Source organism: Rathayibacter sp. AY1F9, from assembly GCF_002932155.1.
Classification (GTDB): Bacteria; Actinomycetota; Actinomycetes; order Actinomycetales; family Microbacteriaceae; genus Rathayibacter.
Map to the genome: position 1 here is coordinate 37355 of NZ_PSVA01000014.1, position 21806 is coordinate 59160.

A 21806-nucleotide genomic window follows, 5' to 3' on the forward strand; every position below is an offset into this window, starting at 1 on the left:
CAGCGAGAAGGCCCCGGTTCGCGCGTCGAGCCGGGGCCTTCGGCGTTCCCGGGCGAGGTCCTGCCCGCGGGAGACGTCTCAGACCGCGCAGCCCGCGAAGAGCACGTCGTCCGAGGAGACCAGGTCCTCCAGGGTCAGCAGGCGGTCGAGGTCGTGGCCGGCGGCCAGGGCGTTGGCGCACTCCGGTGCGGTCTGGGGGGCGAGGCGCCCCTCCATCACCCCGCCGAGGGCGCGGACGGCGCACGCGGCGACCACTCCCTCCGGGGTTCCGCCGATGCCGAGGACGAGGTCGACGCGGCCCGCGGGATCGGCCGCCTCGATCGCGACCGACACGTCGCCCTCGCCGCGCAGCTCGAGCGCGACCCCGACCGCGCGCAGGGCCGCGATCAGCCCGGAGTGACGCGGCTTGTCGAGCACGACGACGACCAGCTCCGCGACGGGCTTCCCGAGCGCCGCCGCCAGCCGTGCGGCGTTCTCGGCGGGAGGGAGGTCGAGCGAGACGGCGCCCCGGCCCGCTCCGGAGCAGACCAGCTTGTCCATGTAGAACACGTCGCGCGGGTCGAACAGCGTGCCTCGCGGGGCCAGCGCGATCACGCTCACCGAGCCGGGGAGCCCCTCCGCCGTGAGCCGGGTCCCGTCGAGCGGATCGACCGCCACGTCGCAGGAGGGAGCGGAGGCGCGGCCGAGGCGCTCGCCGTTCGCGAGCATCGGGGCCTCGTCCTTCTCGCCCTCGCCGATCACGACGACGCCGTCGAACGGAGCGTCGGCCAGCACGGCGCGCATCGCCGCGACCGACGCCTCGTCCGCCGCGACCTTGTCGCCGCGCCCGTACCAGCCGCGCGCCGCCTCGGCCGCCGCGCGCACGGCGGCGGCCACCGCCTCCTGCAGCTCGGCCGGGTAGGCGGGCGATGCGATCAGCCGCAGGCCGCTCATGCGCGCGCGGGCTGGGCGGTCGCGGTGCGGACCAGCCGCTCCAGGGTGCGCAGGCCGTCGGAGGAGAGCACCGACTCCAGGTGCCCCTGCACCGACGCGACGTGCTCGCCGCGGAGGGCGTTGACCACTCCCGTCTCCGGGTCGACCGAGACCTCGAGCCCCAGCCGGGGCGTGCGCGCGACGCCGGGGGCGACGGAGGAGAAGGTGTTGTAGAAGCCGATCGCGGCGTCCTCGCCGAACACGTCCACCGTCAAGCGCACGCCCTGGCGGGGCGCGGGAAGCGGCTCGACCGGGAGGCCCGCCAGCAGCGACAGCATCTGGTGGCTGAGGCAGACGGCGAGCATCGGCCGCTCCGCCTCGAGCCGCGCGGTCATCAGCGAGCGCAGGTGCGCGATCCGCGGCTCGGAGGCGTCGCGGGGGTCGCCCGGGCCGGGGCCGAAGACGACGAGGTCGTCGCTCAGCACGTCGGCGACCTCCGACCAGCGCTCGACCCGGGCGTCCATCCCGAGGTGGCGCAGCTGGTGGGCGAGCATCGTCGTGAACTGGTCCTCGTTGTCGACGATCAGCGCGGTGTGCCCGGCGAGGCCGGCGATGTGCTCGGGCGCCTGGGGTCGGAGCCAGAACGAGGCGAGCCGCTCGTTGCGCGCCTCGAGCGCCTCCTGCACGCCCGGCTGCGCGTTCAGGTCGATGGCCGGCGGCACCTCGCGGTGCGGCAGCAGGCCGAGGGCGGAGAGGACGCCCGACGCCTTCGCCCGCGTCTCGGCGACCTCGCCCTCGGGGGTGGAGTGGCGCACGAGCGTCGCGCCGGCCGGCACGGTGAGGCGGCCGTCCGCGCGGAGGTAGGCGGTGCGGATGAGGATGGGGGCGTCGACCGTGTAGCCGTGCTCCTCCGGCTCGAAGAGGGCGAGCACGCCGGAGTAGTAGCCGCGCGGCTCCTTCTCGTACTCGGCGATCACGGCGCACGCGTTCTCCATCGGCGAGCCGGTGACCGTGGGCGCGAACATCGTCAGCCGCAGGACCTCGCGCACGTCGAGTCCGGTGCGGCCCTCGAGCAGGTACTCGGTGTGGCTGAGCCGCGACATCTGCTTGAGGAACGGCCCGAGGATGCGGCCGCCGTCCGGGCAGACCGCGCTCATCATCTTCATCTCCTCGTCCACGACCATGAAGAGCTCCTCGCTCTCCTTCACGTCGGCGAGGAACGCGAGCACCTCCTCCCCGGTGGGTCCGGCCGCGGGGTGGCGGAAGGTGCCGCTGATCGGGTTCATCATCGCGACGCCGTCCCGCACCGAGACGTGGCGCTCGGGGGTCGCGCCGACGGCGGTGACCGTCTGCGCGCCGTCGACGCCGGGGGTGTGGATCGCGAAGGTCCAGTACGCGCCGGACTCGTCGGTGAGCAGGCGGCGGAACCAGGCCAGGACCGCCTCGACGGGCGGCGCGTCGGTCTGCGCGACGAAGGCGCGGTTGATGACGAAGTTGGCGCCCTCGCCGCGGCCGATCTCGTCCTCGATCACCCGGCGGACGATGTCGGCGTACTCGTCGTCCGGCACGTCGAAGCCGCGCTCCTCGACCGGGATCTCCCGCTCGGGCAGGAGCCGCAGCACCTCCGCCAGGGGGACGCTCTCGCGCTCGCGCACCACGAGGTTGCGCAGCGGGGCTCCGTCGTCCTTCGCCGCGAAGCCGCGCTCGCGCACCTGCCGGTAGGGCACGAGGGTCAGCACGTCGTCGCCGTCGAGCGGGATGTCGGCCAGGCCCTCGACGTCGAGCACGTCGCCCGTGAACACGTCGACGGCGTCGCGGCCCTGGCGGAGGACCACCGCGAACGGCAGCGTCCCGTCGGAGGCGAGGATGCGGGAGAGGAGCGAGGTCATCGTGGTCCTTGAATCGGGTCGTGCCCCACCCGGGCCCTGACATGCAGAACGACCGCCCGGAGGAGGCGGTCGCGTGCGAGGGGTCTGCGCGTCGGTCCGCCTAGGAGGCGGGCCACCAGGGGCTTCGGATCGACGTGCGCACGCGGCGAGTCTAGGGGAGAGCCGGGCGGCGGCCAAGCGGTGTCAGGCGGCGGGCCGCTCGGTCGGCTCGCCCCGCAGGGTCCGGAGCAGGAGGGTCGCGCCGGCCGTCGCGGCGGGGGTGGCGACGACCGCGCCCCCGGGGACGAGGAACGCCAGGTAGACGGCGATGCCGAAGCCGAGCGAGACCGCGCGGTGCTCGCCGAGGAGGCGGCGGCGGTCGCGGAGGGAGAGCCCCCGGGCGTCGCCCGCGAACCCGGTCAGCTAGAGCGCGAGGGCCCTCCCGCCGACCAGGGCGCCGGCGACGAGGCCGACGATCGAGCCGACCAGCGGCACCAGGCCCAGCAGCACCAGGACCACGCCGATCCCGAGGGAGGTGGCGACCAGCACGGCGGAGTCGCGGAGGCCGCGGCCGACCCCCTGCCAGAAGGTGCTCTCGCGCTCGTCGGGCACGCCGCCGAGGTCGTCCTCGACCCGCCGCCAGATCCGCTCGTAGAAGGGGTCGCCGACCAGCAGGGTCACCGCGGCGAAGAGGACCACGCCGAGGGCGAGCACGGCGCCGACCACCGCGATCGAGAGCACCAGGCGGACGGTGGCGGCCGTGCCCTCGTCCCAGCCGCCTGCGAACGGGGTGAGCGCGGTCACCGCGTCCTGCACCCGCGTGAGCACCAGGACCAGCACGCCGACGAAGACCAGGCCGACGATCAGGGGCGGGATCGCGCCGAGGAGCATCGCCCGCGGCGAGCGGACCCAGGTGCGGAAGCCGCGGAGGAAGAGCCGGGCACCGAGGCCGAGATCGCGGAGGACGCTCATCCCCCGATCCTCGCAGGTGGGTCCGGGTCGGGGGTCCGGCAGAACGCCCGACTGCACGGGACGTGGAACCTCAGACCCGCTCGAACGGAGCGAGCAGCCCCGCCATCGCCTTCGTCCGCGGCGCGGCGTACTCGTCGCGCCGCGAGGTGCTGACGCCCATCGCGACGAGCCCCTCCACCAGGCGCACCGCCGAGGCGACGCCGTCGATCACGGGCACGCCCAGCTCCCGTGAGAGGTCGCGGCACAGGTCGGCCATGCCCGCGCAGCCCAGCACGATCGAGTCGGACCCGTCGACGGCCAGCGCTTCGGCGCACTCCGCCAGGATCGCGCGGCGGGCGTCGGAGCGGGGGTCGTCGAGTTCGAGCACGGGGATGTCGCAGGCGCGCACCTGACGGCAGGCGTCGCCGAACCCGGCGCGGCGGGCGATGTCCCAGGCGCGGCCGCTCGTGCGCGAGAGCGTGGTGACCACGCTGAAGCCCCGGCCGACGAGCGCGGCCATGTGCATGGCGGCCTCGGCGATCCCCACGACCGGGCCGCTCGCGATCTCGCGCGCGGCGTCGACGCCCGGGTCGCCGAAGCACGCGATGACCGCGCCGTCGCAGCCGGCCGCCTCCGCCCGGGCGATCTCGTGCAGGACGCCGGGCACGGCGAGCGCCTCGTCGTAGTGGCTCTCGATCGACGCCGGACCCATCGGCGGGGTGACGGCCGTGATCTCGGTGCCGAGCGAGGCGACGGAGCGGGCGGCCCGGCCGATCGCCGCGGTCATCGCAGTGCTGGTGTTCGGGTTGACGACGGTGATGCGCATGGTGGTTCCTCGGTTCGGGTGCCGGGAGGGGGAGGGACCCGCCCGGCCGCCGGTCCGCGGGATGCGGAGCGGCCGGAGCGGATCCCTCCTCCGTGCCGGCCGGATCAGACGGTCGAGCCGTCGCTGACGTGCTCGAGGTCCTCGTCGAGGCGCCCGATCCGCGGCGCGCGCCGCTCGAGCACGGCCATCGCGACGAATCCGAGCCCGCAGCCGAGGAACCAGCTGTAGTCGCCGAGCCAGGTGAACTCCGCGCCTCCCGCCTCCGCGATCCAGCGCGGCACGAGCACCGAGGCGACGGAGGGGACTCCGCCGATCACGGTCGCCCAGACGGCGTTGGGGTTGAAGCCGCGCGAGAACCAGTAGCGGCCCTTCTCGCTCATCGTGTAGAGGTCGTCCACCCAGACGCGCTGGCGGCTGATCAGGTAGTAGCCCGCGATGAGGACGCCGAACAGCGGTCCGATCAGCGCGCCGAGGATGCCGAGCGTGTAGTGGATGGCGGTGTCGTTCGAGTACCAGTTCCACGGGGTGAGCAGCACCGAGCCGACGGCGGCGATCATGCCGCCCATCCGCCAGCTGATCTTCTTCGGGTTGACGTTCGAGAAGTCGAACGCGGGGGAGATGAAGTTGGCGACGATGTTGATGCCGATCGTCGCGATGACGAAGGTGAGCCCGCCGAGGAGCACGGCGAACCAGGTGTCGATCCGCTCGACGGTCTCGATCGGGTCGGTGATCAGCTCGCCGAAGACCGGCACGGTCGCCGAGGCGGTGATCACGGTGAGGAGGGAGAAGAAGAGGAAGTTGATCGGGAGGCCGAGCAGGTTGCCGCGCTTCACGGCGCCGTAGCTGCGGGCGTACCGGGAGAAGTCGCCGAAGTTGAGCATCGGGCCCGAGAAGTAGGAGACGACCAGGGCGACGGCCGAGATCATCACCGGCACCGCGGCGGCGAGGTCGAGCGGCTCGCCGGAGCCGAGGGTGAGCGAGATGTTCTCCCAGCCCGCCTGCGACACCAGGTAGACGGCCAGCACGAGCATCACCACGTAGACCGCCGGTCCCGCCCAGTCGATGAAGCGGCGGATCGACTCCATGCCCCGCCAGAACAGCGCGGCCTGCGCGACCCAGAGGATCGCGTAGGAGAGGTAGCCCAGGGCCGAGAGGCCGAGGAACGACGCCTCGGGCGTGTTCAGGGCGGCCATGCCCGGGAAGAACTTGAGGAAGACGATGTTCAGCGACTGCGCCGCCAGGTAGGTCTGCACGCCGTACCAGGCGATCGCGATCAGTCCGCGGATGATCGCCGGGATGTTCGCGCCGCGGATGCCGAAGATCGCCCGGTTGATGACGGGGTAGGGCACGCCGGTGACCTGGCTGGGCTTGGCGACGAGGTTGCAGAAGACCTGCACGATCACGATGCCCACCACCAGGGCGACGAGCACCTGCCAGCCGGCCAGGCCCAGCGCGAAGAGCGAGCCCGCGGTCACGTACCCGCCGACGCTGTGCACGTCCGACATCCAGAACGCGAAGATGTTGTAGCTCGACCAGCGCTGCTTCCGGAGCGGGGCGAGGTCCTCGTTGGAGAGGCGGTCGTCGTAGCCGGCGCTCGCCGCGGCGGCGGGATCCGGATCGACGGGAGGAGCGGTGACTCGGGGTGCGGTGACGCGGTCGGACATGGGTGGATCCACCTCTCGGGCGGTCGTGCGCAGAGCGGCACGGAGCGGATGTGTCAGGGTGGTCGGGACGTCCGGCCGAGGAGGCGGGGCGTCGCGGAGAGCGTTCCGAGTGAAGTGATCACTTCACGCGGGCCACGCTACGAGTCGGGAGGCCGCCGCTCGTTTCGGCTCCGTTACGGCTGTGTGACGATCCGCGAGAGGGGACGGGCCATGCCCTCCGACGACACCGCGCCCGACGAGGCGGCCGCCCGGGCGATCGCGGACGGGGCCGGACTCGGCGCCCGGCTGCGGGAGCTGCGGCTCTCGGCGGGCCTGTCGCTGAAGGCACTCGCCGGGCGACTCGGCATCTCCGTGAGCGCCGTCTCGCAGATCGAGCGCGGAGCCATGCAGCCCTCGGTCGGCCGGCTGATCGCCCTCGTGGACGCGCTGGGGGTCCCGCTGTCCGCCGTGTTCGACCAGGGCGCGTCGGCGCCGGTCGAGACCGCGGTCGTCCGGGCGCGCGAGTCGTCGCCCGTGGCGCTCGAGGGCGGAGTGCTGTTCCGCCGTCTGGCGCCGCGTCCGCTGGACGCCGTCGACTTCTTCGAGTCGACCTACCCGCCGGGCTCGACCTCGACGGCGCACCGGCAGCTGCTCCGCCACGACGGGTTCGAGATGGGGACGGTGACGCTCGGAGAGCTGACGGTCGAGTTCGAGGACGAGTCGGTCGTCCTCGGGCCGGGCGACGCCATCACGTTCCCGTGCGAGCGGCCGCACCGCATGGTCAACACGGGCTCGACCACGGCGATCGCGACCTGGCTGATCGTCCACCGCTGACACCGCGCCGGTGCTTCGTGCCGGACCCCTGGCGGCACCACCTGCGTATGGGATCCTGGTCCTCGCTCCTCCACAACGGGCGGACGACCGTCTCCTGTCCACACCCCGGTCGGGATTGGGGCGCGGCGGGCCCTCGGTGTCGGTACCGCCTGGTGGGCTGGTCTCCTCGACCGAGGGGTGCGGAACGTGGAGGAGCGGATGGACGGCAGGAACGACGAGGGGTGCCCGCGCTGGTGCGCGGGCGAGCACGACGAGCTGGTCGCGGCGGGGGAGCGGCTGCACCGCTCCGCGGCGAGCTCGCTCCCGGTGGTGCTCTGGGCGGGCCGAGACGGGGCCGCGGGCGCGACGGTGCACGTCTCCCTGTGCCGCCCGGGGGAGTCGGGGGAGGACAGGCTCCGCCTGGAGGCCGACGGGCTCGGCGAGGTCGACCTCGATCTCAGCTCGGGGTCGCGGCTGGCCGGCGCGGTGCTCCGGCTACTCGGCGCCTCGTGAGGTGCGCGGCGGATCGGGCGGCAGGAGGTCCGTCAGCTCGATCTCGAGCGCCTCGCAGAGCGCGAGGAGGGTGTGCAGCGTGGGGTTCGCGGGCGAGCCGGGCTTCGACTCGCCCTTCTCGAACTTCTGGTAGGTGTAGCCCGCGAGCCCGGCCGCGTGGGCGATCCGCTCCTGGCTGGCGCCCTTGGCGATGCGGGCCCGGTGCATGTTGGTGCCGAGCTCGCGGGCGTAGGTCGCCCAGTCGCGCTCGGGAGTGGGTGTCGACATGCCCGCCAGCTTCGGAGAAGTTCGGCCGCGGGTCAGCCATACACGGATGGGAAATTCTCGGTGGTCATACCCGGGTGACCACCGGCGGCGCCTCCGGAGCCCCGAGGGCCCCGCGACGGCAGCGCCTAGTATGGCCGGGTGCCAGTGAACCCCGAACTCGTCGGGCGCGTCTTCGCGCCCACGGAGCCCTATCAGGTGGGGCGCGAGAAGGTGCGCGAGTTCGCCCGCGCCGTCTCCGCGACCTCCCCCCTGCACCACGACGTCGAGGCCGCCCGCGCCGCCGGGCACCCCGACCTCGTCGCTCCGCCCACCTTCGCCGTCGTCGTGCAGGAGTTCACGCTCCAGCAGCTGCTCGCCGAGCCCGACGGCGGGATCGACTTCAGCCGCGTCGTGCACGGAGACCAGCGCTTCGTGCTGTCCCGTCCGGTCGTCGCCGGCGACGAGCTGACCGCGACCCTCTCGGTCGCCGCCATCAAGAAGCTCGGCGCCCACTCGATGGTCACCACCGAGTCCCGCATGGTCGACGCGAGCGGCGAGCACGTCGTCACCGCGATCTCGACCCTCGTGGTCAGGGGAGACGAATGAGCACCGCACTGCCCGCTCTCGCCGAGCTGAGCGTCGGCCAGGTCGTCGCCGAGAGCCGCTTCCCGATCGACCGCGGCACCCTGGTGCGTTACGCGGGCGCCTCGGGCGACTTCAACCCCATCCACTACCGCGACGACGTCGCCGCCGAGGTCGGCCTGCCCGGCGTGCTCGCGCACGGCATGCTCACGATGGGCACCGCGGTGCAGGTCGTCGTCGACTGGGTCGGCGACCCCGGACGCGTGGTCGACTACCAGGTGCGCTTCACCCGCCCCGTCGTGGTGGACCCGCGCGACGGCGCCGCCATCGACGTGGTCGCCAGGATCGGTGCTGTGAACGCCGAGGAGGGCTGGGTCCGCGTCGACCTCGCCGTCTCGGTCGAGGGCCAGTCCGTCCTCGGCAAGGCCCAGGCACGGGTCCGACTCGCGTGACCTCCGCGCCGCTGCTCTCCGCCCTGACCACCCTCCGCGTCGGCGGACCCGCCGAGCGCCTCGTCGAGCCCGCCACCGAGGCGGAGCTGGTCGAGACGCTCGTCGGCCTGTGGTCGGACGACGAGCCGTGGCTGCTGCTCGGCGGCGGCTCCAACCTCCTCGTGGGCGACGACGGGGTCGAGGGCACGGTCGTGCGCGTGCGCACCACCGGCGTCGAGCGGCTCCCCTCCGACGAGCCGGGGCTCGTGCTCCTGCGGGTCCAGGCGGGCGAGTCGTGGGACGGCCTCGTCGCGACGACCGTGGAGCGCGGCTGGGCGGGCCTCGAGGCTCTCAGCGGCATCCCCGGCACGGTCGGTGCGTCGCCGGTGCAGAACATCGGCGCCTACGGCCAGGAGCTCTCGGACACGCTGGTCGCGGTCGACTTCCTCGACGAGGGCGCCCGCGAGCCCGTCCGGCTGACGGCGGAGGAGCTGCAGTTCGCCTACCGCACCTCCGTGATCAAGCAGGGCCGCCGGGGCGCGGTGCTGGCCGTCGAGTTCGCGCTCGAGGAGGTCGGCGCCGAGGGCGACGGCACTCCCGTCGCCTACGGTCAGCTGGCGTCGGCGCTCGGAGTCGCGCTCGGCGACCGCGTGCCGCTCGCGCGGGTGCGCGAGACCGTGCTGGCGCTGCGTGCGGGCAAGGGCATGGTCCTCGATCCGGAGGACCCGGACACCGCGAGCGCCGGCTCCTTCTTCACCAACCCCCTCGTCACGAGCGCGTTCGCCGACTCCCTGCCGCCCGAGGCGCCGCGCTGGCCGGTCGAGCCGACGGCGGAGGCGCCCGTCATCACCCCGCTCGCCGCGGTCGAGGCCGGAGCGCCCGTCGGGCTGCCCGTGCCTCCCCGCGCCGACGGCCTGGTGAAGCTCAGCGCCGCGTGGCTGATCGAGCACGCCGGCGTCTCGCGCGGTTTCGCCCTGCCCGGCTCGCGGGCCGCCGTGTCGAGCAAGCACACCCTCGCCCTGACCAACCGCGGAGGAGCGACGGCCGAGCAGGTCGCCGAGCTCGCCCGGTACGTCCAGGGCCGCGTCCTGGCGGAGTTCGGCGTGCTGCTGCACCCCGAGCCCGTCGTGGTCGGCACCGCGGTCTGAGTCCGCGCGGTCTGCGCGCGCAGGCCCCGCGCTCCCGGGGACGCGCGCCCTCCGGCCGCGGCCTCCTCCGGCTCAGCTGTCGCGGCGGATCCAGCGGAAGCCGAAGCGGCAGGCGACGAGCCCCACGACGAGCCAGATACCGAGCACCAGCGCGACGCCGCCGAGGTCCCACGACCCGTTCACCTCCGCCTCCTCGAACCCGCTCGGCAGGAACACGGCGCGCATGCCCTGCGCGATCCACTTGAGCGGGAAGACGCTCGCCGTGTTCTGCAGCCAGTCCGGCAGCGTCGTGAACGACAGGTACGACCCCGAGATGAACTGCAGCACGAGCAGCGGCGGCACGATCACGGCGGTCGCGCTCTTGCCCGAGCGGGGCAGCGCGGAGACGGCGATGCCGAGGATGGCCGACGTCGCGACTCCTGCCAGGTAGACCCAGGCGAAGGTCGCCCAGCGCCCGCTGTCGGTGGGCAGCTCGACCGAGAACACCGTCGCCGCGACGAGGAGCAGCAGGGCCGTCTGCGCGAGGCTCGTCACGAGCACCTGGCCGAACTTGCCGATGAAGTAGCTGAAGACCGGCAGCGGTGCTCCCGCGAGGCGCTTGAGCGTGCCGTCGCCGCGCTCGACCGCGATGTCGACGCCCAGGTTCTGGACGCCCGAGAGCAGGATCCCGGCCGCGGCCAGGCCCGGCACGTAGTACTCCGCCATCGGGATGCCCGGGTCCTGCGGGTTCGCCTGCATCACCGCGGTGTCGCCGAACGCGACCGAGAAGATCGTCAGGAGCAGCACCGGGAAGAGGAAGGTGAAGAACACCTGGTCCGGAGCGCGGAAGTACGAGCGGATCTCGTAGCGGGCCCGGGCGAGTCCGAGGTGGACGGTGCGTCCCGGGCCGGTGGAGAGGGTGCGGGGGCGGGTGGCGACGGCGGTCACGCGGGCTCTCCGATCAGGTCGACCGCGTCGCGGTCCTCGCGGATGAGGTCGAGGTAGATGTCCTCGAGGCTGGGGCGGACGACCTCGAGCGCCGTCGGCTCCCCGATCCGGGCGTGCAGCTCGGCGACGGTCCGGGCGGGCTCGGTGGTGCGCAGCCGGTGCAGCACGCCGTCCTCGCGCCACTGCACGATCGGGACGCGCGCCTCGTCCCCTCCGATCGCGCTCATCGGGCCGATGGCCAGGAGCCGCCCGCCGGAGATCACGGCGGCGCGGTCGCCGAGGCGGGCGGCCTCGTCGAGGTAGTGGGTGGTGAGCAGGATGGTCGTGCCCTCGCTCTTGAGCAGAGCGATCAGGTCCCAGAAGGAGTGGCGGGCCTCGGGGTCGAATCCCGTGGTGGGCTCGTCGAGGAACACCAGCTCGGGACGGCCGATGATGCCGAGGGCGACGTCGACACGGCGGCGCTGGCCGCCGGAGAGGCGCCCGATGCGCGAGCGGGCCTTGGACGTCAGCCCGACGGCCTCGATGGTCTCGTCGACGTCGCGCGGTCGCGGATAGAGGCTGGCGAAGTGCGCGATCTGCTCGCGCACCGTCGCGTTGCCGGACTCGCCGCTGGACTGCAGGACGATCCCCAGACGCGCCTTCCACGCCAGGTCGCCGTGGCGCGGGTCGACCCCGAGCACCGACACCTCGCCGCCGGAGCGGTCGCGGTAGCCCTCGAGGATCTCGATGGTCGTCGACTTCCCGGCGCCGTTCGGGCCGAGGAGCGCGAAGGTCTCGCCCCGGTGGATGTCGAAGGAGACTCCCGCGACCGCCGGAGCGCCCCCGTAGTCCTTCCGCAGGTCGCGGACTCGGACGGCGTGGTCTTCGCTCATCGTCACAGCGTGCCCTGTCGCACCCCTCCGGCGACAGTGATCCCCGATTTCCGCCTCCCTCTTGCCCTCCCCGCCCCGAGATGCCAGGCACCCCTCACCTGTCGGACAGGCGCGTCGCAGTACCCGCCGGTCACCGTGAGGCACGGTCGAGCGGCGACCGGCGATCCGCGTGTCGGCGGATCGTCGTCCGCGCTGCGCATCCCGCTCTCTGCGACGCACCTCGTCGTCGAGCCGGCCGCGGCCTATCGACGACGCAGGAGGAGAGGGGCTAGACGGTGCCGAAGAGCCGCTGCAAGCGGCGCACGCCCTCGAGGAGCGCGTCGTCGCCGAGGGCGTAGGACAGGCGGAGGTAGCCGCTCGGTCCGAAGGCCTCCCCGGGGACGGTGGCGACCTCGGCCTGCTCGAGGATGAGGTCGGCGAGCTCGAGGGAGGTCGTCGGGGTGGTGCCGTTCCACTCGCGGTTCAGCAGCCCGTTCACGTCGGGGTAGACGTAGAACGCGCCGCCGGGGGTGGGGCACTCGATCCCGTCGATCGCGTTCAGCTCGGCGACGATGGTGCGGCGGCGGCGGTCGAAGGCCAGGCGCATCTCCTCGGCCGGCTCCTGCGGGCCGGTGAGGGCGGCGATCGCGGCGCGCTGCGAGATGTTCGAGACGTTGCTCGAGAGGTGCGACTGCAGGTTCGAGGCGCCCTTGATCGCGTCGGCCGGGCCGACCATCCATCCGACGCGCCAGCCGGTCATCGCGTAGGTCTTCGCGACGCCGTTGACGAGGATCGTCCGGTCGCGCAGGGCCGGCACCGCCTCGACGATCGAGGTCGCGTGCTCGAGCGGGCTCGCGTCGTCCTGGTCGCCGGTGGAGTAGACGAGGTTCTGGTAGATCTCATCGGCGATGATCCAGAGGCCGTGCTCCTCGGCCCACTCGCCGATCTCGCGGGTCTGCTCGGCCGAGTAGACGGCGCCGGTGGGATTGGAGGGGGAGACGAACAGGAGCACCTTGGTGCGCTCGGTGCGCGCGGCCTCCAGCTGCTCGACGGTGACCAGGTAGCCCTGGTCGGCGCCCGCGAACACGTCCACCTGAACGCCGCCGGCGAGCTTGATCGCCTCGGGGTAGGTGGTCCAGTACGGGGTCGGCACCAGCACCTCGTCGCCGTCGTCGAGGAGGGTCTGGAAGGCCTGGTAGACGGCCTGCTTGCCGCCGTTGGTGACCACGACCTGCGAGGGGTCGACGGCCCATCCGGAGTCGCGCGCCGTCTTCTCAGCTATGGCAGCGCGGAGGTCGGGGAGGCCCGCCGCGGGGGTGTAGCGGTAGTTCCCCGGGTCGAGCACGGCGGCCGAGGCGGCCTCGACGATGTGCTCGGGAGTGAGGAAGTCGGGCTCGCCGGCGGCGTAGGACACGACCGGGCGGCCCTGAGCCTGGAGGGCCTTCGCCTTGGCGTCGACCTTCAGAGTGGCGGACTCGGCGATGGCGGCGATGCGGGCGGAGATGCGCGTGGTGGAGGACACGACGGCCAGCGTATCCTGCGCGCGCACGGGGCTCCGAGGCCCCCCGCCGCTCGGCTGGACACGCCCTGCGGGTCCACGTACACTCGTCCGAGGTAGTCGATCTCTGCCCTCATCCACAGCGCCCGCGAGGGTCGCGGCGGTGGGGCGGCGGGTCGGTCTCCTCCTCGGATGCTCGCAACGGCATCCATAGGGCGGTGGCTCAATTGGTAGAGCAGCGGTCTCCAAAACCGCAGGTTGCAGGTTCGAGCCCTGTCCGCCCTGCACATCGATGCCCGTCGCACGCGGTCCCCGCGACGCTGCGGTCATCGGTCCAGGGCCGCCCATGACGGGCGGTCGGCCACACCGGAGGTTCCGGTGCGGGAAAGGTGCGTGCAGGTGGCCGGGAAAGCAGTCGACGAGCCGAGCGAGGACGTCGTCGCGATCGCCAATCAGCAGCGAGCCGCGCGGCGCAACCCGTTCGCGCGCATCGCCCTCTTCATCCGGCAGGTCATCGCCGAGCTGAAGAAGGTCGTGACGCCCACCCGCAAGGAGCTGGGCAACTACGTCGTGGTCGTGCTGATCTTCGTCGTCATCATGATGGCGCTGGTGTCCTTCCTCGACTGGGTGTTCGCCCTGGCCGTGACGTACGTGTTCGGCACACCCGCCGCCTGACCCGAGAGCATCCGGGCCGCGCGAGCGGAGGGTGCCGGCGACAGCGGGACGCGCCCCGAGGGGCGCGACCGATCGATCGAGAGAGAGTTGTGACGAGTGTCTGACAGAAACCGCGACGACGTCGACTGGGCGACGGCTGCCGAGCAGTCGTCGGAGGTCGAGGAGGAGCAGGAGGGCGACGTCCAGTCGCAGGCTGAGGACGCCGTCGAGCCCGCCGAGCAGGGTGCGCTGAGCATCATCGACGAGAACGAGTCCGAGGACGACCTCGCCTCCGACCTCGAGGCAGCGCTGGACGCCATCGGCTCCGTCGACGACCCCGAGGCCGACTCCGCGGTCGACGAGGCCGCGCACATCGACACCGTCGAGGAGGCCGAAGCGGCCCTCGAGGCCGTCGAGGACGAGGCCGAGGTCGCCGCCGAGGACGCCGAGGCCGCCGGTGAGGACCTCGCCGACATCGACCCGTACGAGGCCTTCCGCACCGAGCTGCGCGGCAAGCCGGGCAAGTGGTACGTCATCCACTCCTACGCCGGCTTCGAGAAGCGCGTGAAGTCCAACATCGAGAACCGCAAGGTCTCGCTCGAGGCCGAGGACTACATCTTCGAGGTCCAGGTCCCGATGGAGGACGTGGTCGAGATCAAGAACGGCCAGCGCAAGATGGTCACCCGCGTGCGCATCCCCGGCTACGTGCTGGTGCGCATGGACCTCAACGAGGACTCGTGGTCGGTCGTCCGCCACACGCCGGGCGTCACCGGCTTCGTGGGCAACGCCCACAACCCGACCCCGCTGCGCTTCGAGGAGGCCTTCACGATGCTGAAGAGCCTCGTCGAGATCAAGGACGTCGCCCCCTCGAAGACCTCCGGCGCCAAGGGCCAGAAGCAGGCCCAGCGCGTGCTGCCCGCCGAGGTCGACTTCGAGATCGGCGAGACCATCACCATCAAGGAGGGCTCGTTCGCGGGTCTTCCCGGCTCGATCAGCGAGATCAAGCCCGAGAGCGGCAAGCTCACCGTGCTCGTCTCGCTCTTCGAGCGCGAGACCCCGGTCGAGCTGTCGTTCGACCAGGTCACCAAGCTCTGACGCGTCGCCTCCGCGCCGCGTGAACGCCCCCTCCGCACGTCGGAGGGGGCGTTCGCCGTTCCGGGCGGCGCCCCCTCCGGCACCGCCCCACGCGCCCCCGGGCGTCGGCCCCTCCTCCGCCCTGTCGGGGGTGGCCCCGCTCGTGTAAGCTCGTACGGGTTTTCGTGTCGGCGCCCGCCTCTGTGCGCGCCGGACGACCCTCCTCCACCGCGATCCGGCACCGTCGGATGCGCGGGAGAGCGGCCGGGAGCCCCCGACCGCTCGAACCCTGAGAAAAGGAATCAGAATGGCCCCCAAGAAGAAGGTCACCGGCCTGATCAAGCTCCAGATCAAGGCCGGCGCGGCCAACCCCGCGCCCCCGATCGGTCCGGCGCTCGGTCAGCACGGCGTCAACATCATGGAGTTCTGCAAGGCGTACAACGCGCAGACCGAGTCGCAGCGCGGCAACGTCATCCCCGTCGAGATCACCGTCTACGAGGACCGCTCGTTCACCTTCGTGCTGAAGACCCCGCCCGCGGCGGAGCTCATCAAGAAGGCCGCCGGCGTCGCCAAGGGCTCCTCGACCCCGCACACCGTGAAGGTCGCGAAGCTCACCCAGGCGCAGGTCCGCGAGATCGCCGAGGCGAAGCAGGTCGACCTGAACGCCAACGACATCGACGCCGCCGCGAAGATCATCGCCGGCACCGCCCGCTCGATGGGCATCACGGTCGAGTAGCGCGACGCGCTGCTCGACGGCGGGAGCGACGCGCCCACCGGCGCGGACCCACCGCGGAAGCCTCGAGAAGCCGACGGCGGCCCCTCAGCGGGGTCGCACGCCCGGTCCGGAAAAGCCTCCGCACGACCTCTCCGCCTCCCGCGAGCAGCAGTCACGGCCGCGATCGCGGCACCACCAGAACTCCATCACCCCCGTGGGAGAGCCCGCCAGGCTCTAGAACCACATTCTCGTTTCAAGGAGAAACAACATGGCACAGAAGTCGAAGGCCTACCGGGCCGCCGCGGCCAAGCTCGAAGAGGGCAAGTTCTACACGGCCGACGAGGCCGTCGCGCTCGCCCGCGAGACCGGTTCCGCCAAGTTCAACAGCACCGTCGAGGTCGCCCTCAAGCTCGGTGTCGACCCCCGCAAGGCCGACCAGATGGTCCGCGGCACGGTCATCCTGCCCCACGGCACGGGCAAGACCGCCCGCGTCATCGTGTTCGCGACCGGTCCGGCCGCCGAGGCCGCGCTGGCCGCCGGTGCCGACGAGGTCGGCGGCGCCGAGCTCATCGAGAAGGTCGCGGGCGGGTACACCTCGTTCGACTCCGCCGTCTCGACCCCGGAGCTCATGGGCCAGGTCGGCCGTCTCGGAAAGGTGCTCGGCCCCCGCGGCCTCATGCCCAACCCGAAGACCGGCACCGTGACCCCGGACGTGGCGAAGGCCGTGACCGAGATCAAGGGCGGAAAGATCGAGTTCCGCGTCGACAAGCACGCCAACGTGCACCTCGTCGTGGGCAAGGCCGCGTTCACCGAGGAGCAGCTCCAGGAGAACTTCAAGACCGCGCTCGACGAGATCCTCCGCCTCAAGCCGTCCTCCTCGAAGGGCCGCTACATCCAGAAGGCCGCCGTCTCGACGACCTTCGGCCCCGGCATCCCGCTGGACGTCAACGTCCTGGCCTGAGCCGAGCACGCACTGACGTGAGGAGGGGGTCCGCTTCGGCGGGCCCCCTCCTTCGTCGTCCCGGCATACTGGACCGGTGATCCGCCGCTCCGCTTCGCCGCGCCTCCCGTGATCGTCCGCCGGGCGTCTGCCGCCGACGCCGAGGCCCTGGCCGAGCTGGCCGCCGCGACCTTCCCGCTGGCCTGCCCGCCGCACACCACCGCGGAGGCGAAGGCCGAGTTCGTGCGCACCGTGCTCTCGGTCGAGCGCTTCCGCGACCACCTCGCCGATCCGCTCCGCTCGCTCCTGGTCGACGACGACTCCGGCGCGCTGACCGGCTACGCGATGCTCGTGCGCGGGGAGCCCGCCGACGCCGACGTCGTCGCGGCGATCCGGCTGCGTCCGACCGTCGAGTTCAGCAAGTTCTACCTCCTGGCCGGCCGGCACGGCTCCGGAGCGGCGGCCGCGCTGATGGCCGCGACCCTCGAGGAGGCGCGGGATCACGGTGCCGCGGGCGTCTGGCTCGGCGTCAACGAGGAGAACGCGCGTGCTCAGCGGTTCTACTCCAAGCACGGCTTCGCGGTCGTCGGCCGCAAGCGCTTCCTCGTCGGCGACCGCTGGGAGGACGACTTCGTCCTCGAGCGCTCTCTCGCCTGACCCTCCCCGCGAGACGCCGCCCGGGTACGCGACACGCTCCGCGTGGCGTACCGGAGCGGCATCTCGCTGAGGTCAGCCCTCGGAGACGGTGAGGACGATCTTGCCGCGGGTGTGACCCGTCTCGAGCTGCTCGTGCGCCTCGCAGGCGCGGGCCAGGGGGAAGATGCCGTCGATGAAGACGCGGACGTCGCCCGACTCGAGCAGGCGCGAGACCACGCCGAGGGTCGCCCCGTCGGGAGCGACGCGGTAGGTGGAGGCGCGCACGCCCGCAGCGGCCGCCTCCTCGAAGAACCCGGGCCAGCTCCCGGTGGGCGCGTTCACGATCAGGCCCCCGGGGCGGAGGACCCTCAGCGAGCGCGAGCCCGTGTCGTCGTGGACGTTGCCGACCAGATCGATGACCACATCGACGCCGGACAGCAGCTCGTCGAAGCGCTCGGCGGTGTGGTCGATCACCTGCGCGGCGCCGAGCTCGTGCAGCCACTGGAGGTTGCGGGTCGAGCCGGTCGCGATCACCGAGGCGCCGAAGTAGGCGGCGAACTGCACCGCGAAGTGGCCGACTCCGCCCGACCCGGCGTGGATGAGGATCCGCTGGCCCTCGTGCGCCTTGGCGAGCTCGACGACCATGCCCCAGGCGGTGAGCGCCGCGAGCGGGACGCCGGCCGCTTCGACGTGCGAGAGCGTCGACGGCTTCCGCGCGATGGAGACGCTCGGCACGCTGACGTACTCCGCGTAGGAGCCCGAGTAGCGCGGCACCATGACGAAGCCGTAGACCTCGTCGCCCGGCCGCAGCGGATGCGCCGGGTAGGGGCTCGAGACGACGACGCCCGAGAAGTCGTGGCCGAGGACCGCCGGGTAGGAGGCGATCTGCGAGGCGACCCCCTGGCCCGCGCGCGTCTTCGCGTCGAGCGGGTTCACGCCGGCCGCGACCACCTTCACGGTGAACTCGGCGTTGATGGCGGAGGGTGTCGGCACGGTCGCCAGGTGCAGGGCGGAGGCGTCGCCCGGCGCGTCGATCACCGCCGCCGTCATCGTGTCGGGGAGGACGACCTCCTCCGGGATCTCGCCGATCGCGAGGCCGTGCCCGAGCGCGCTGGTGTGCATCGTCGCCTTTCCTGTCGCTGAGGCGTGCGGGTGGAGCGTGCCGAGGACGTCGCCCCCGATCCCCGCATCCGACGCCGCGACCAGTCAATCGAGGCAATGAGTCGGCGCTGTTACGGGGGTGTCACCCTCGGGAGAAGATTGGCGCGCGGAGCCGCGGGCGCCCGGTCTGGCACGATGAGGGGATGCGACGCCGACGTACCCTGCTGGTCGGCGGTGCCCTCCTTGTCCTGGCCGGGCTCGTGGTCCTCCTGGCCGCCCGGATCAGCATCGGCACCAGCCGCTGGGTCTACGTCAGCGAGATGGGCGCGCCGGACCTGCCGACGGCGGGCGCCTTCGAGGCCGCCCTTCTGCTCGTGGCGGCCGGCGGTGCGCTGATCGCCGCGGGCGCCTGGCCGGTGCGCGCCCGCCTGCTGCCCGCCCTCCGCCCGGCGGGCGCCATCCTCCTGGCGGCCGCCTGCTTCGCGCTCGCCTCGCAGGTGACCTGCACGGCGGGCTGCCCGCTGCCGGTCGGGCCGGCCTTCCGCTGGCAGGACCTCATCCACACCTCGGCCGCCGTGCTCGGCTTCGGGGCCGCCTGCGCCGCGATGCTCCAGCTGGCGACCGTGCGGGGGCGCCCTGCGGTCGCGCGGCTCTCGCTCGCCGCCGGGATCTCGGTGGCGGTCGTCGCCGGGACGGGTGGGATCCTGTCGCTCCTGCGCGTGTGGCTGCGGCTCGGCGGCACGCTCGAGTTCGTGGCGACGGCGATCGCAGTGCTCTGGCTCGCGTTCGTCGGCCTGGTGCTCGCGCTCGAGGACCTCAGCGCCGAGCGAGCCAGCCGCGGACGTGCCCGCGGATCCGGTCCTGCTGAGCGGCGAAGCCCTCGTCCCGCGACGGCACCCGCTCGCAGTCCGCATCCGGAAGAGCCCTAGCCCACGCCTCCGCGACCTCGACCGGGTGCACGGGGTCGCGCTCGGCCGCGATCACCAGGGTGCGCGCGATGACCTCGCCCAGCTCTCCGGAGTCGCGGTAGGCGGCGTTCCGCGGGATCTGGGCGAGCCGGACGGCGCGCTCGGCCGCGCGCGGGGAGCGGAACTGCAGCGTCAGCGCCTCCGCCGACGCGGGGGACACCTCGGCGGCGCGCGCGAACAGGCCCGAGGCGCGGAACATCCGCTCGCCGCGCTTCGCGCCGTGGTCGTGCAGCAGCTGCGCGATGACGGGGAACACGGTGAGGTTCTCGGGCAGCGGCTCGGCGGTGAAGGCGGGACGCACGAAGACGGCGCGGTCGATCGGCAGCACGCGTCGGACGGCGAGGCGCAGGGCGATCGCCGCGCCCATCGAGATGCCGAGCACCGTGAGCGGCTTGTGCGCGGCTCCGGAGCGCACGATCTCCTCCGTCACCTCGTCGGCGAGCGCCTCGAGGGCGAAGTCGCCGGGCGCGCCGAGCAGCTCGGAGGCGCCGTGGGCGCGGACGTCCGGAGCGATGACCTCGCTGCCAGCGGGGAGGGCGGAGCGCAGCAGCCCCAGCGGCTGGGAGCGGTCGCCGCCCAGGCCGTGCAGGAGGAGGACCGTCACCGGGCGCGTGTCCGCTCGTGCAGCTCGGCCATCAGCATCCCCGCCAGCCGCACGAGGATGTGGATCTCGTCCTCGTCGCGGTCGACCCAGCGGGAGTTCGGCTCGCCCTCGATCGGCACGAAGTCGCGGTGCTGCTCCCAGACGACGAGCGTGCGCTCGGCGCCGAGGACGTACTGCTGCCAGAAGACCTGCCGCAGGTAGTGGCGCGGGATGCTCCGCCACGGCTTCGTCGTGGTCTTGATCTCGCAGAGCTCGAGCCGGCCGTCCTCGCGGAGGCCGATGCCGTCGGGCGTGGCGAGGTGGCGCCGCTCCTGGCTCGCGTGGAAGAGGGTGCTGCTGGGCTCGATCGCGTGCTCGCTCCGCACCCAGGCGGCGATCTCGGGCTCGCGGGCGCGGCCGTGGTCGGTGAAGGCGTTGCCGCCGAAGCCGGTGCCGTAGAGCTTGTCGAGCGCTGCCTTGCCGATCGCGGCGGGGGAGGAGAGGCGGGCGACGTCGGTCGCCGTGATGCCGCGCGAGCGGGCGCGGAGCCAGGCGACGCGGTCCGAGGAGTCGGCGACGACCCTCCGGAGGTGCGGGGGCTCGGCGTCCGTGAAGACGGGCTGCGTCTCCCAGGGGAAGGAGAGCTGCAGGTCGGGCACCGATTCATTCTCTGCCCCCTGCGGCGCCCGGTCGAATCGGCACGCCGACCCGCGCCCTCTCACCGGGGCGCGACGGCCCGCGCCGGCGGCTCAGGCGTCGAGGAAGGCGTCGACGTGCGCGGGGGAGAGGAGGTGGCGCCGGACCATCAGGGCGGCACCGCGGACGCCTCCGCCCTGGGCCGCGGCCTGCACGATGTCGAGCGCGCGGGTCGCCAGGGGGAGGGAGCGGCGGTAGACGACCTCGCGGACCCCGGCGAGGACCTCGTGGCTGGCCTGGGCGATGCTGCCGCCGACGACGATGACGGACGGATTCAGGAGGTTCACGCAGGTGGCGAGCACCTCGCCGATGTCGCGGCCGGCGGCGCGCGTGAGCTCGACGGTGGTGGGGTCCCCGCCGGTCAGCAGGGTGACGACGTCGGAGGTGCTGGCGGCGTCGATCCCGGACTCGGTCAGCCGGCGGGCGATCGCCGAGCCGCTCGCGATCGCCTCGAGGTCGGCCTCGCCGCGGTCGCCGGGGACCTGCACGTGGCCCAGGTCGCCCGCGGCTCCGAGGGCTCCGCGCTGCAGGGCGCCGCCGCTGACTATCCCGGCTCCGATGCCGGTGGAGACCTTCACGTAGAGGAGGTCGTCCACGTCGGCGTAGTGGTCGGCGTGCTCGCCGAGCGCCAGCAGGTTCACGTCGTTGTCGACGAGGACGGGTACGGGGAGGCGGCGGCCGACGAACTCCGGGATGTCGAAGCGGTCCCAGCCGGGCATGATCGGCGGCTTCACCGGGCGGCCCGTCGCGTGCTCGACGGGTCCGGGGACGCCGACGCCGACTCCCGCGAGCGGGCCGGCCGCCGGAGTCCGGCCGAGCAGGGCCGCGGCGACGTCGAGGGCGTGGCCGAGGACGGCGAGGGGGCCGTCGGCGATGGCGATGCTCTCGCGGCGGCGGGCGAGGACCGTGCCGTCGAGGTCGGTCAGGGCGACGACGGCGTGCGCGGCGCCCAGGTCGACGGCGAGGAGGCTGCGCGCCCGGGGGTCGAAGGCCACGCGGGCGGCGGGACGGCCGCCGGAGGAGGGGGCGTCGTCCTGCCGGGCGACCAGGCCGGAGGCGGTGAGGACGTCGAGCTGGGCGGAGACGGCCGCGCGCGGCAGGCCCGTCTCGGCGACCACGTCGGCCCGAGTCCGGGGAGCCCCGTCGGCCAGCAGGAGCAGCAGCTCGCCGACCGCGCTGACGGTGATGCGGCGGCGCGGGGACATGGCCAGAGTCAACCACAGCGCCCGT

At 73.0% G+C, this 21806-nt stretch carries 24 protein-coding genes and 1 tRNA gene; 12 read left to right on the plus strand and 13 right to left on the minus strand.

The genetic code is table 11. The annotated features are described in order from the left end of the window. Positions 1-78: 78 nt before the first annotated feature. The 5 genes from C5C37_RS10435 to C5C37_RS10455 all read right to left on the minus strand — a co-directional run bounded on the left by C5C37_RS10435 (position 79) and on the right by C5C37_RS10455 (position 6221). A complete protein-coding gene (locus C5C37_RS10435; RefSeq protein ID WP_104338902.1) occupies positions 79-933 on the minus strand; it encodes a fructose-bisphosphatase class II family protein in 855 nt (284 codons plus the stop codon). Further along, positions 930-2801, minus strand: a complete 1872-nt coding sequence (locus C5C37_RS10440) for an anthranilate synthase family protein (protein WP_104338903.1) — start codon at positions 2799-2801, stop codon at positions 930-932. The genes C5C37_RS10435 and C5C37_RS10440 overlap by 4 nt, the downstream gene beginning before the upstream one ends. Positions 2802-3203: 402 nt before the next feature. After that, a complete protein-coding gene (locus tag C5C37_RS10445; protein WP_219814478.1) occupies positions 3204-3752 on the minus strand; it encodes an EI24 domain-containing protein in 549 nt (182 codons plus the stop codon). Between the two features lie 70 nt (positions 3753-3822). Next, positions 3823-4557, minus strand: a complete 735-nt coding sequence (locus C5C37_RS10450; RefSeq protein ID WP_104234239.1) for an aspartate/glutamate racemase family protein — start codon at positions 4555-4557, stop codon at positions 3823-3825. Positions 4558-4661: 104 nt separating this feature from the next. Continuing rightward, positions 4662-6221, minus strand: a complete 1560-nt coding sequence (locus tag C5C37_RS10455; RefSeq protein WP_104227042.1) for an NCS1 family nucleobase:cation symporter-1 — start codon at positions 6219-6221, stop codon at positions 4662-4664. A gap of 210 nt (positions 6222-6431) precedes the next feature. Between C5C37_RS10455 and C5C37_RS10460 the strand changes: the two genes are divergently transcribed. Then, positions 6432-7034, plus strand: coding sequence for a helix-turn-helix domain-containing protein (locus tag C5C37_RS10460; RefSeq protein ID WP_104338904.1), 603 nt, complete (start codon positions 6432-6434; stop codon positions 7032-7034). Between the two features lie 198 nt (positions 7035-7232). Beyond that, positions 7233-7526: a DUF6907 domain-containing protein gene (locus C5C37_RS10465; RefSeq protein WP_104227044.1), complete on the plus strand. Its 294-nt coding sequence runs from the start codon at positions 7233-7235 to the stop codon at positions 7524-7526. Here C5C37_RS10465 and C5C37_RS10470 read toward each other — a convergent pair. Next, positions 7509-7793, minus strand: a complete 285-nt coding sequence (locus C5C37_RS10470) for a helix-turn-helix domain-containing protein (RefSeq protein WP_104223625.1) — start codon at positions 7791-7793, stop codon at positions 7509-7511. The two genes, C5C37_RS10465 and C5C37_RS10470, sit on opposite strands and share 18 nt — an antisense overlap. Before the next feature lie 138 nt (positions 7794-7931). On the opposite strand from C5C37_RS10470, the gene C5C37_RS10475 reads away from it, so the two are divergent. The 3 genes from C5C37_RS10475 to C5C37_RS10485 are packed head-to-tail and all read left to right on the plus strand — an operon-like array spanning position 7932 to position 9933. Then, entirely contained in the window at positions 7932-8378 is a 447-nt protein-coding gene (locus C5C37_RS10475) for a MaoC family dehydratase N-terminal domain-containing protein (protein WP_104227045.1), read from the plus strand. After that, positions 8375-8806 (plus strand): MaoC/PaaZ C-terminal domain-containing protein, encoded by a 432-nt coding sequence (locus tag C5C37_RS10480; protein WP_104238284.1) that lies wholly within the window; start codon positions 8375-8377, stop codon positions 8804-8806. The genes C5C37_RS10475 and C5C37_RS10480 overlap by 4 nt, the downstream gene beginning before the upstream one ends. Next, positions 8803-9933 (plus strand): UDP-N-acetylmuramate dehydrogenase, encoded by a 1131-nt coding sequence (locus C5C37_RS10485; protein ID WP_104260446.1) that lies wholly within the window; start codon positions 8803-8805, stop codon positions 9931-9933. The genes C5C37_RS10480 and C5C37_RS10485 overlap by 4 nt, the downstream gene beginning before the upstream one ends. 72 nt (positions 9934-10005) lie before the next feature. Here the strand turns inward: C5C37_RS10485 and C5C37_RS10490 are convergent, their stop codons facing one another. From C5C37_RS10490 to C5C37_RS10500, 3 genes are all read right to left on the minus strand, one after another. Next, the gene (locus C5C37_RS10490) at positions 10006-10860 is read right to left on the minus strand and encodes an ABC transporter permease (protein WP_104338905.1); all 855 of its coding nucleotides are present in this window, start codon (positions 10858-10860) and stop codon (positions 10006-10008) included. Continuing rightward, a complete protein-coding gene (locus C5C37_RS10495) occupies positions 10857-11732 on the minus strand; it encodes an ABC transporter ATP-binding protein (protein ID WP_104223630.1) in 876 nt (291 codons plus the stop codon). The genes C5C37_RS10490 and C5C37_RS10495 overlap by 4 nt, the downstream gene beginning before the upstream one ends. A gap of 268 nt (positions 11733-12000) precedes the next feature. Beyond that, complete coding sequence (locus tag C5C37_RS10500) at positions 12001-13242, minus strand: pyridoxal phosphate-dependent aminotransferase (protein ID WP_374953262.1); 1242 nt, start codon at positions 13240-13242, stop codon at positions 12001-12003. Positions 13243-13421: 179 nt separating this feature from the next. Between C5C37_RS10500 and C5C37_RS10505 the strand changes: the two genes are divergently transcribed. From C5C37_RS10505 to C5C37_RS10530, 6 genes are all read left to right on the plus strand, one after another. Beyond that, a tRNA-Trp gene (locus tag C5C37_RS10505) sits at positions 13422-13494 on the plus strand. Positions 13495-13608: 114 nt separating this feature from the next. Further along, positions 13609-13884, plus strand: a complete 276-nt coding sequence (gene secE, locus C5C37_RS10510; protein WP_068208793.1) for a preprotein translocase subunit SecE — start codon at positions 13609-13611, stop codon at positions 13882-13884. Positions 13885-13980: 96 nt separating this feature from the next. Beyond that, positions 13981-14958 (plus strand): transcription termination/antitermination protein NusG, encoded by a 978-nt coding sequence (nusG, locus tag C5C37_RS10515; protein WP_104234235.1) that lies wholly within the window; start codon positions 13981-13983, stop codon positions 14956-14958. 286 nt (positions 14959-15244) lie between these two features. Continuing rightward, complete coding sequence (gene rplK, locus C5C37_RS10520) at positions 15245-15673, plus strand: 50S ribosomal protein L11 (protein WP_104223632.1); 429 nt, start codon at positions 15245-15247, stop codon at positions 15671-15673. 247 nt (positions 15674-15920) lie between these two features. Next, positions 15921-16613: a 50S ribosomal protein L1 gene (gene rplA / locus C5C37_RS10525; RefSeq protein ID WP_104223633.1), complete on the plus strand. Its 693-nt coding sequence runs from the start codon at positions 15921-15923 to the stop codon at positions 16611-16613. Between the two features lie 108 nt (positions 16614-16721). Further along, positions 16722-17249, plus strand: coding sequence for a GNAT family N-acetyltransferase (locus C5C37_RS10530; RefSeq protein ID WP_104338906.1), 528 nt, complete (start codon positions 16722-16724; stop codon positions 17247-17249). Between the two features lie 72 nt (positions 17250-17321). Here C5C37_RS10530 and C5C37_RS10535 read toward each other — a convergent pair whose 3' ends face one another. After that, the gene (locus tag C5C37_RS10535) at positions 17322-18350 is read right to left on the minus strand and encodes an NADP-dependent oxidoreductase (RefSeq protein WP_374952914.1); all 1029 of its coding nucleotides are present in this window, start codon (positions 18348-18350) and stop codon (positions 17322-17324) included. Between the two features lie 182 nt (positions 18351-18532). On the opposite strand from C5C37_RS10535, the gene C5C37_RS10540 reads away from it, so the two are divergent. Further along, entirely contained in the window at positions 18533-19258 is a 726-nt protein-coding gene (locus C5C37_RS10540; protein WP_104223635.1) for a DUF998 domain-containing protein, read from the plus strand. Here the strand turns inward: C5C37_RS10540 and C5C37_RS17510 are convergent. From C5C37_RS17510 to C5C37_RS10550, 3 genes are all read right to left on the minus strand, one after another. Then, a complete protein-coding gene (locus C5C37_RS17510) occupies positions 19146-19901 on the minus strand; it encodes an alpha/beta fold hydrolase (RefSeq protein ID WP_181074521.1) in 756 nt (251 codons plus the stop codon). The two genes, C5C37_RS10540 and C5C37_RS17510, sit on opposite strands and share 113 nt — an antisense overlap. Then, positions 19898-20530 (minus strand): YqaJ viral recombinase family protein, encoded by a 633-nt coding sequence (locus C5C37_RS17515; RefSeq protein WP_104223661.1) that lies wholly within the window; start codon positions 20528-20530, stop codon positions 19898-19900. The genes C5C37_RS17510 and C5C37_RS17515 overlap by 4 nt, the downstream gene beginning before the upstream one ends. 99 nt (positions 20531-20629) lie before the next feature. Next, positions 20630-21781, minus strand: coding sequence for an ROK family transcriptional regulator (locus tag C5C37_RS10550; RefSeq protein WP_104223637.1), 1152 nt, complete (start codon positions 21779-21781; stop codon positions 20630-20632). Positions 21782-21806 lie beyond the last annotated feature (25 nt).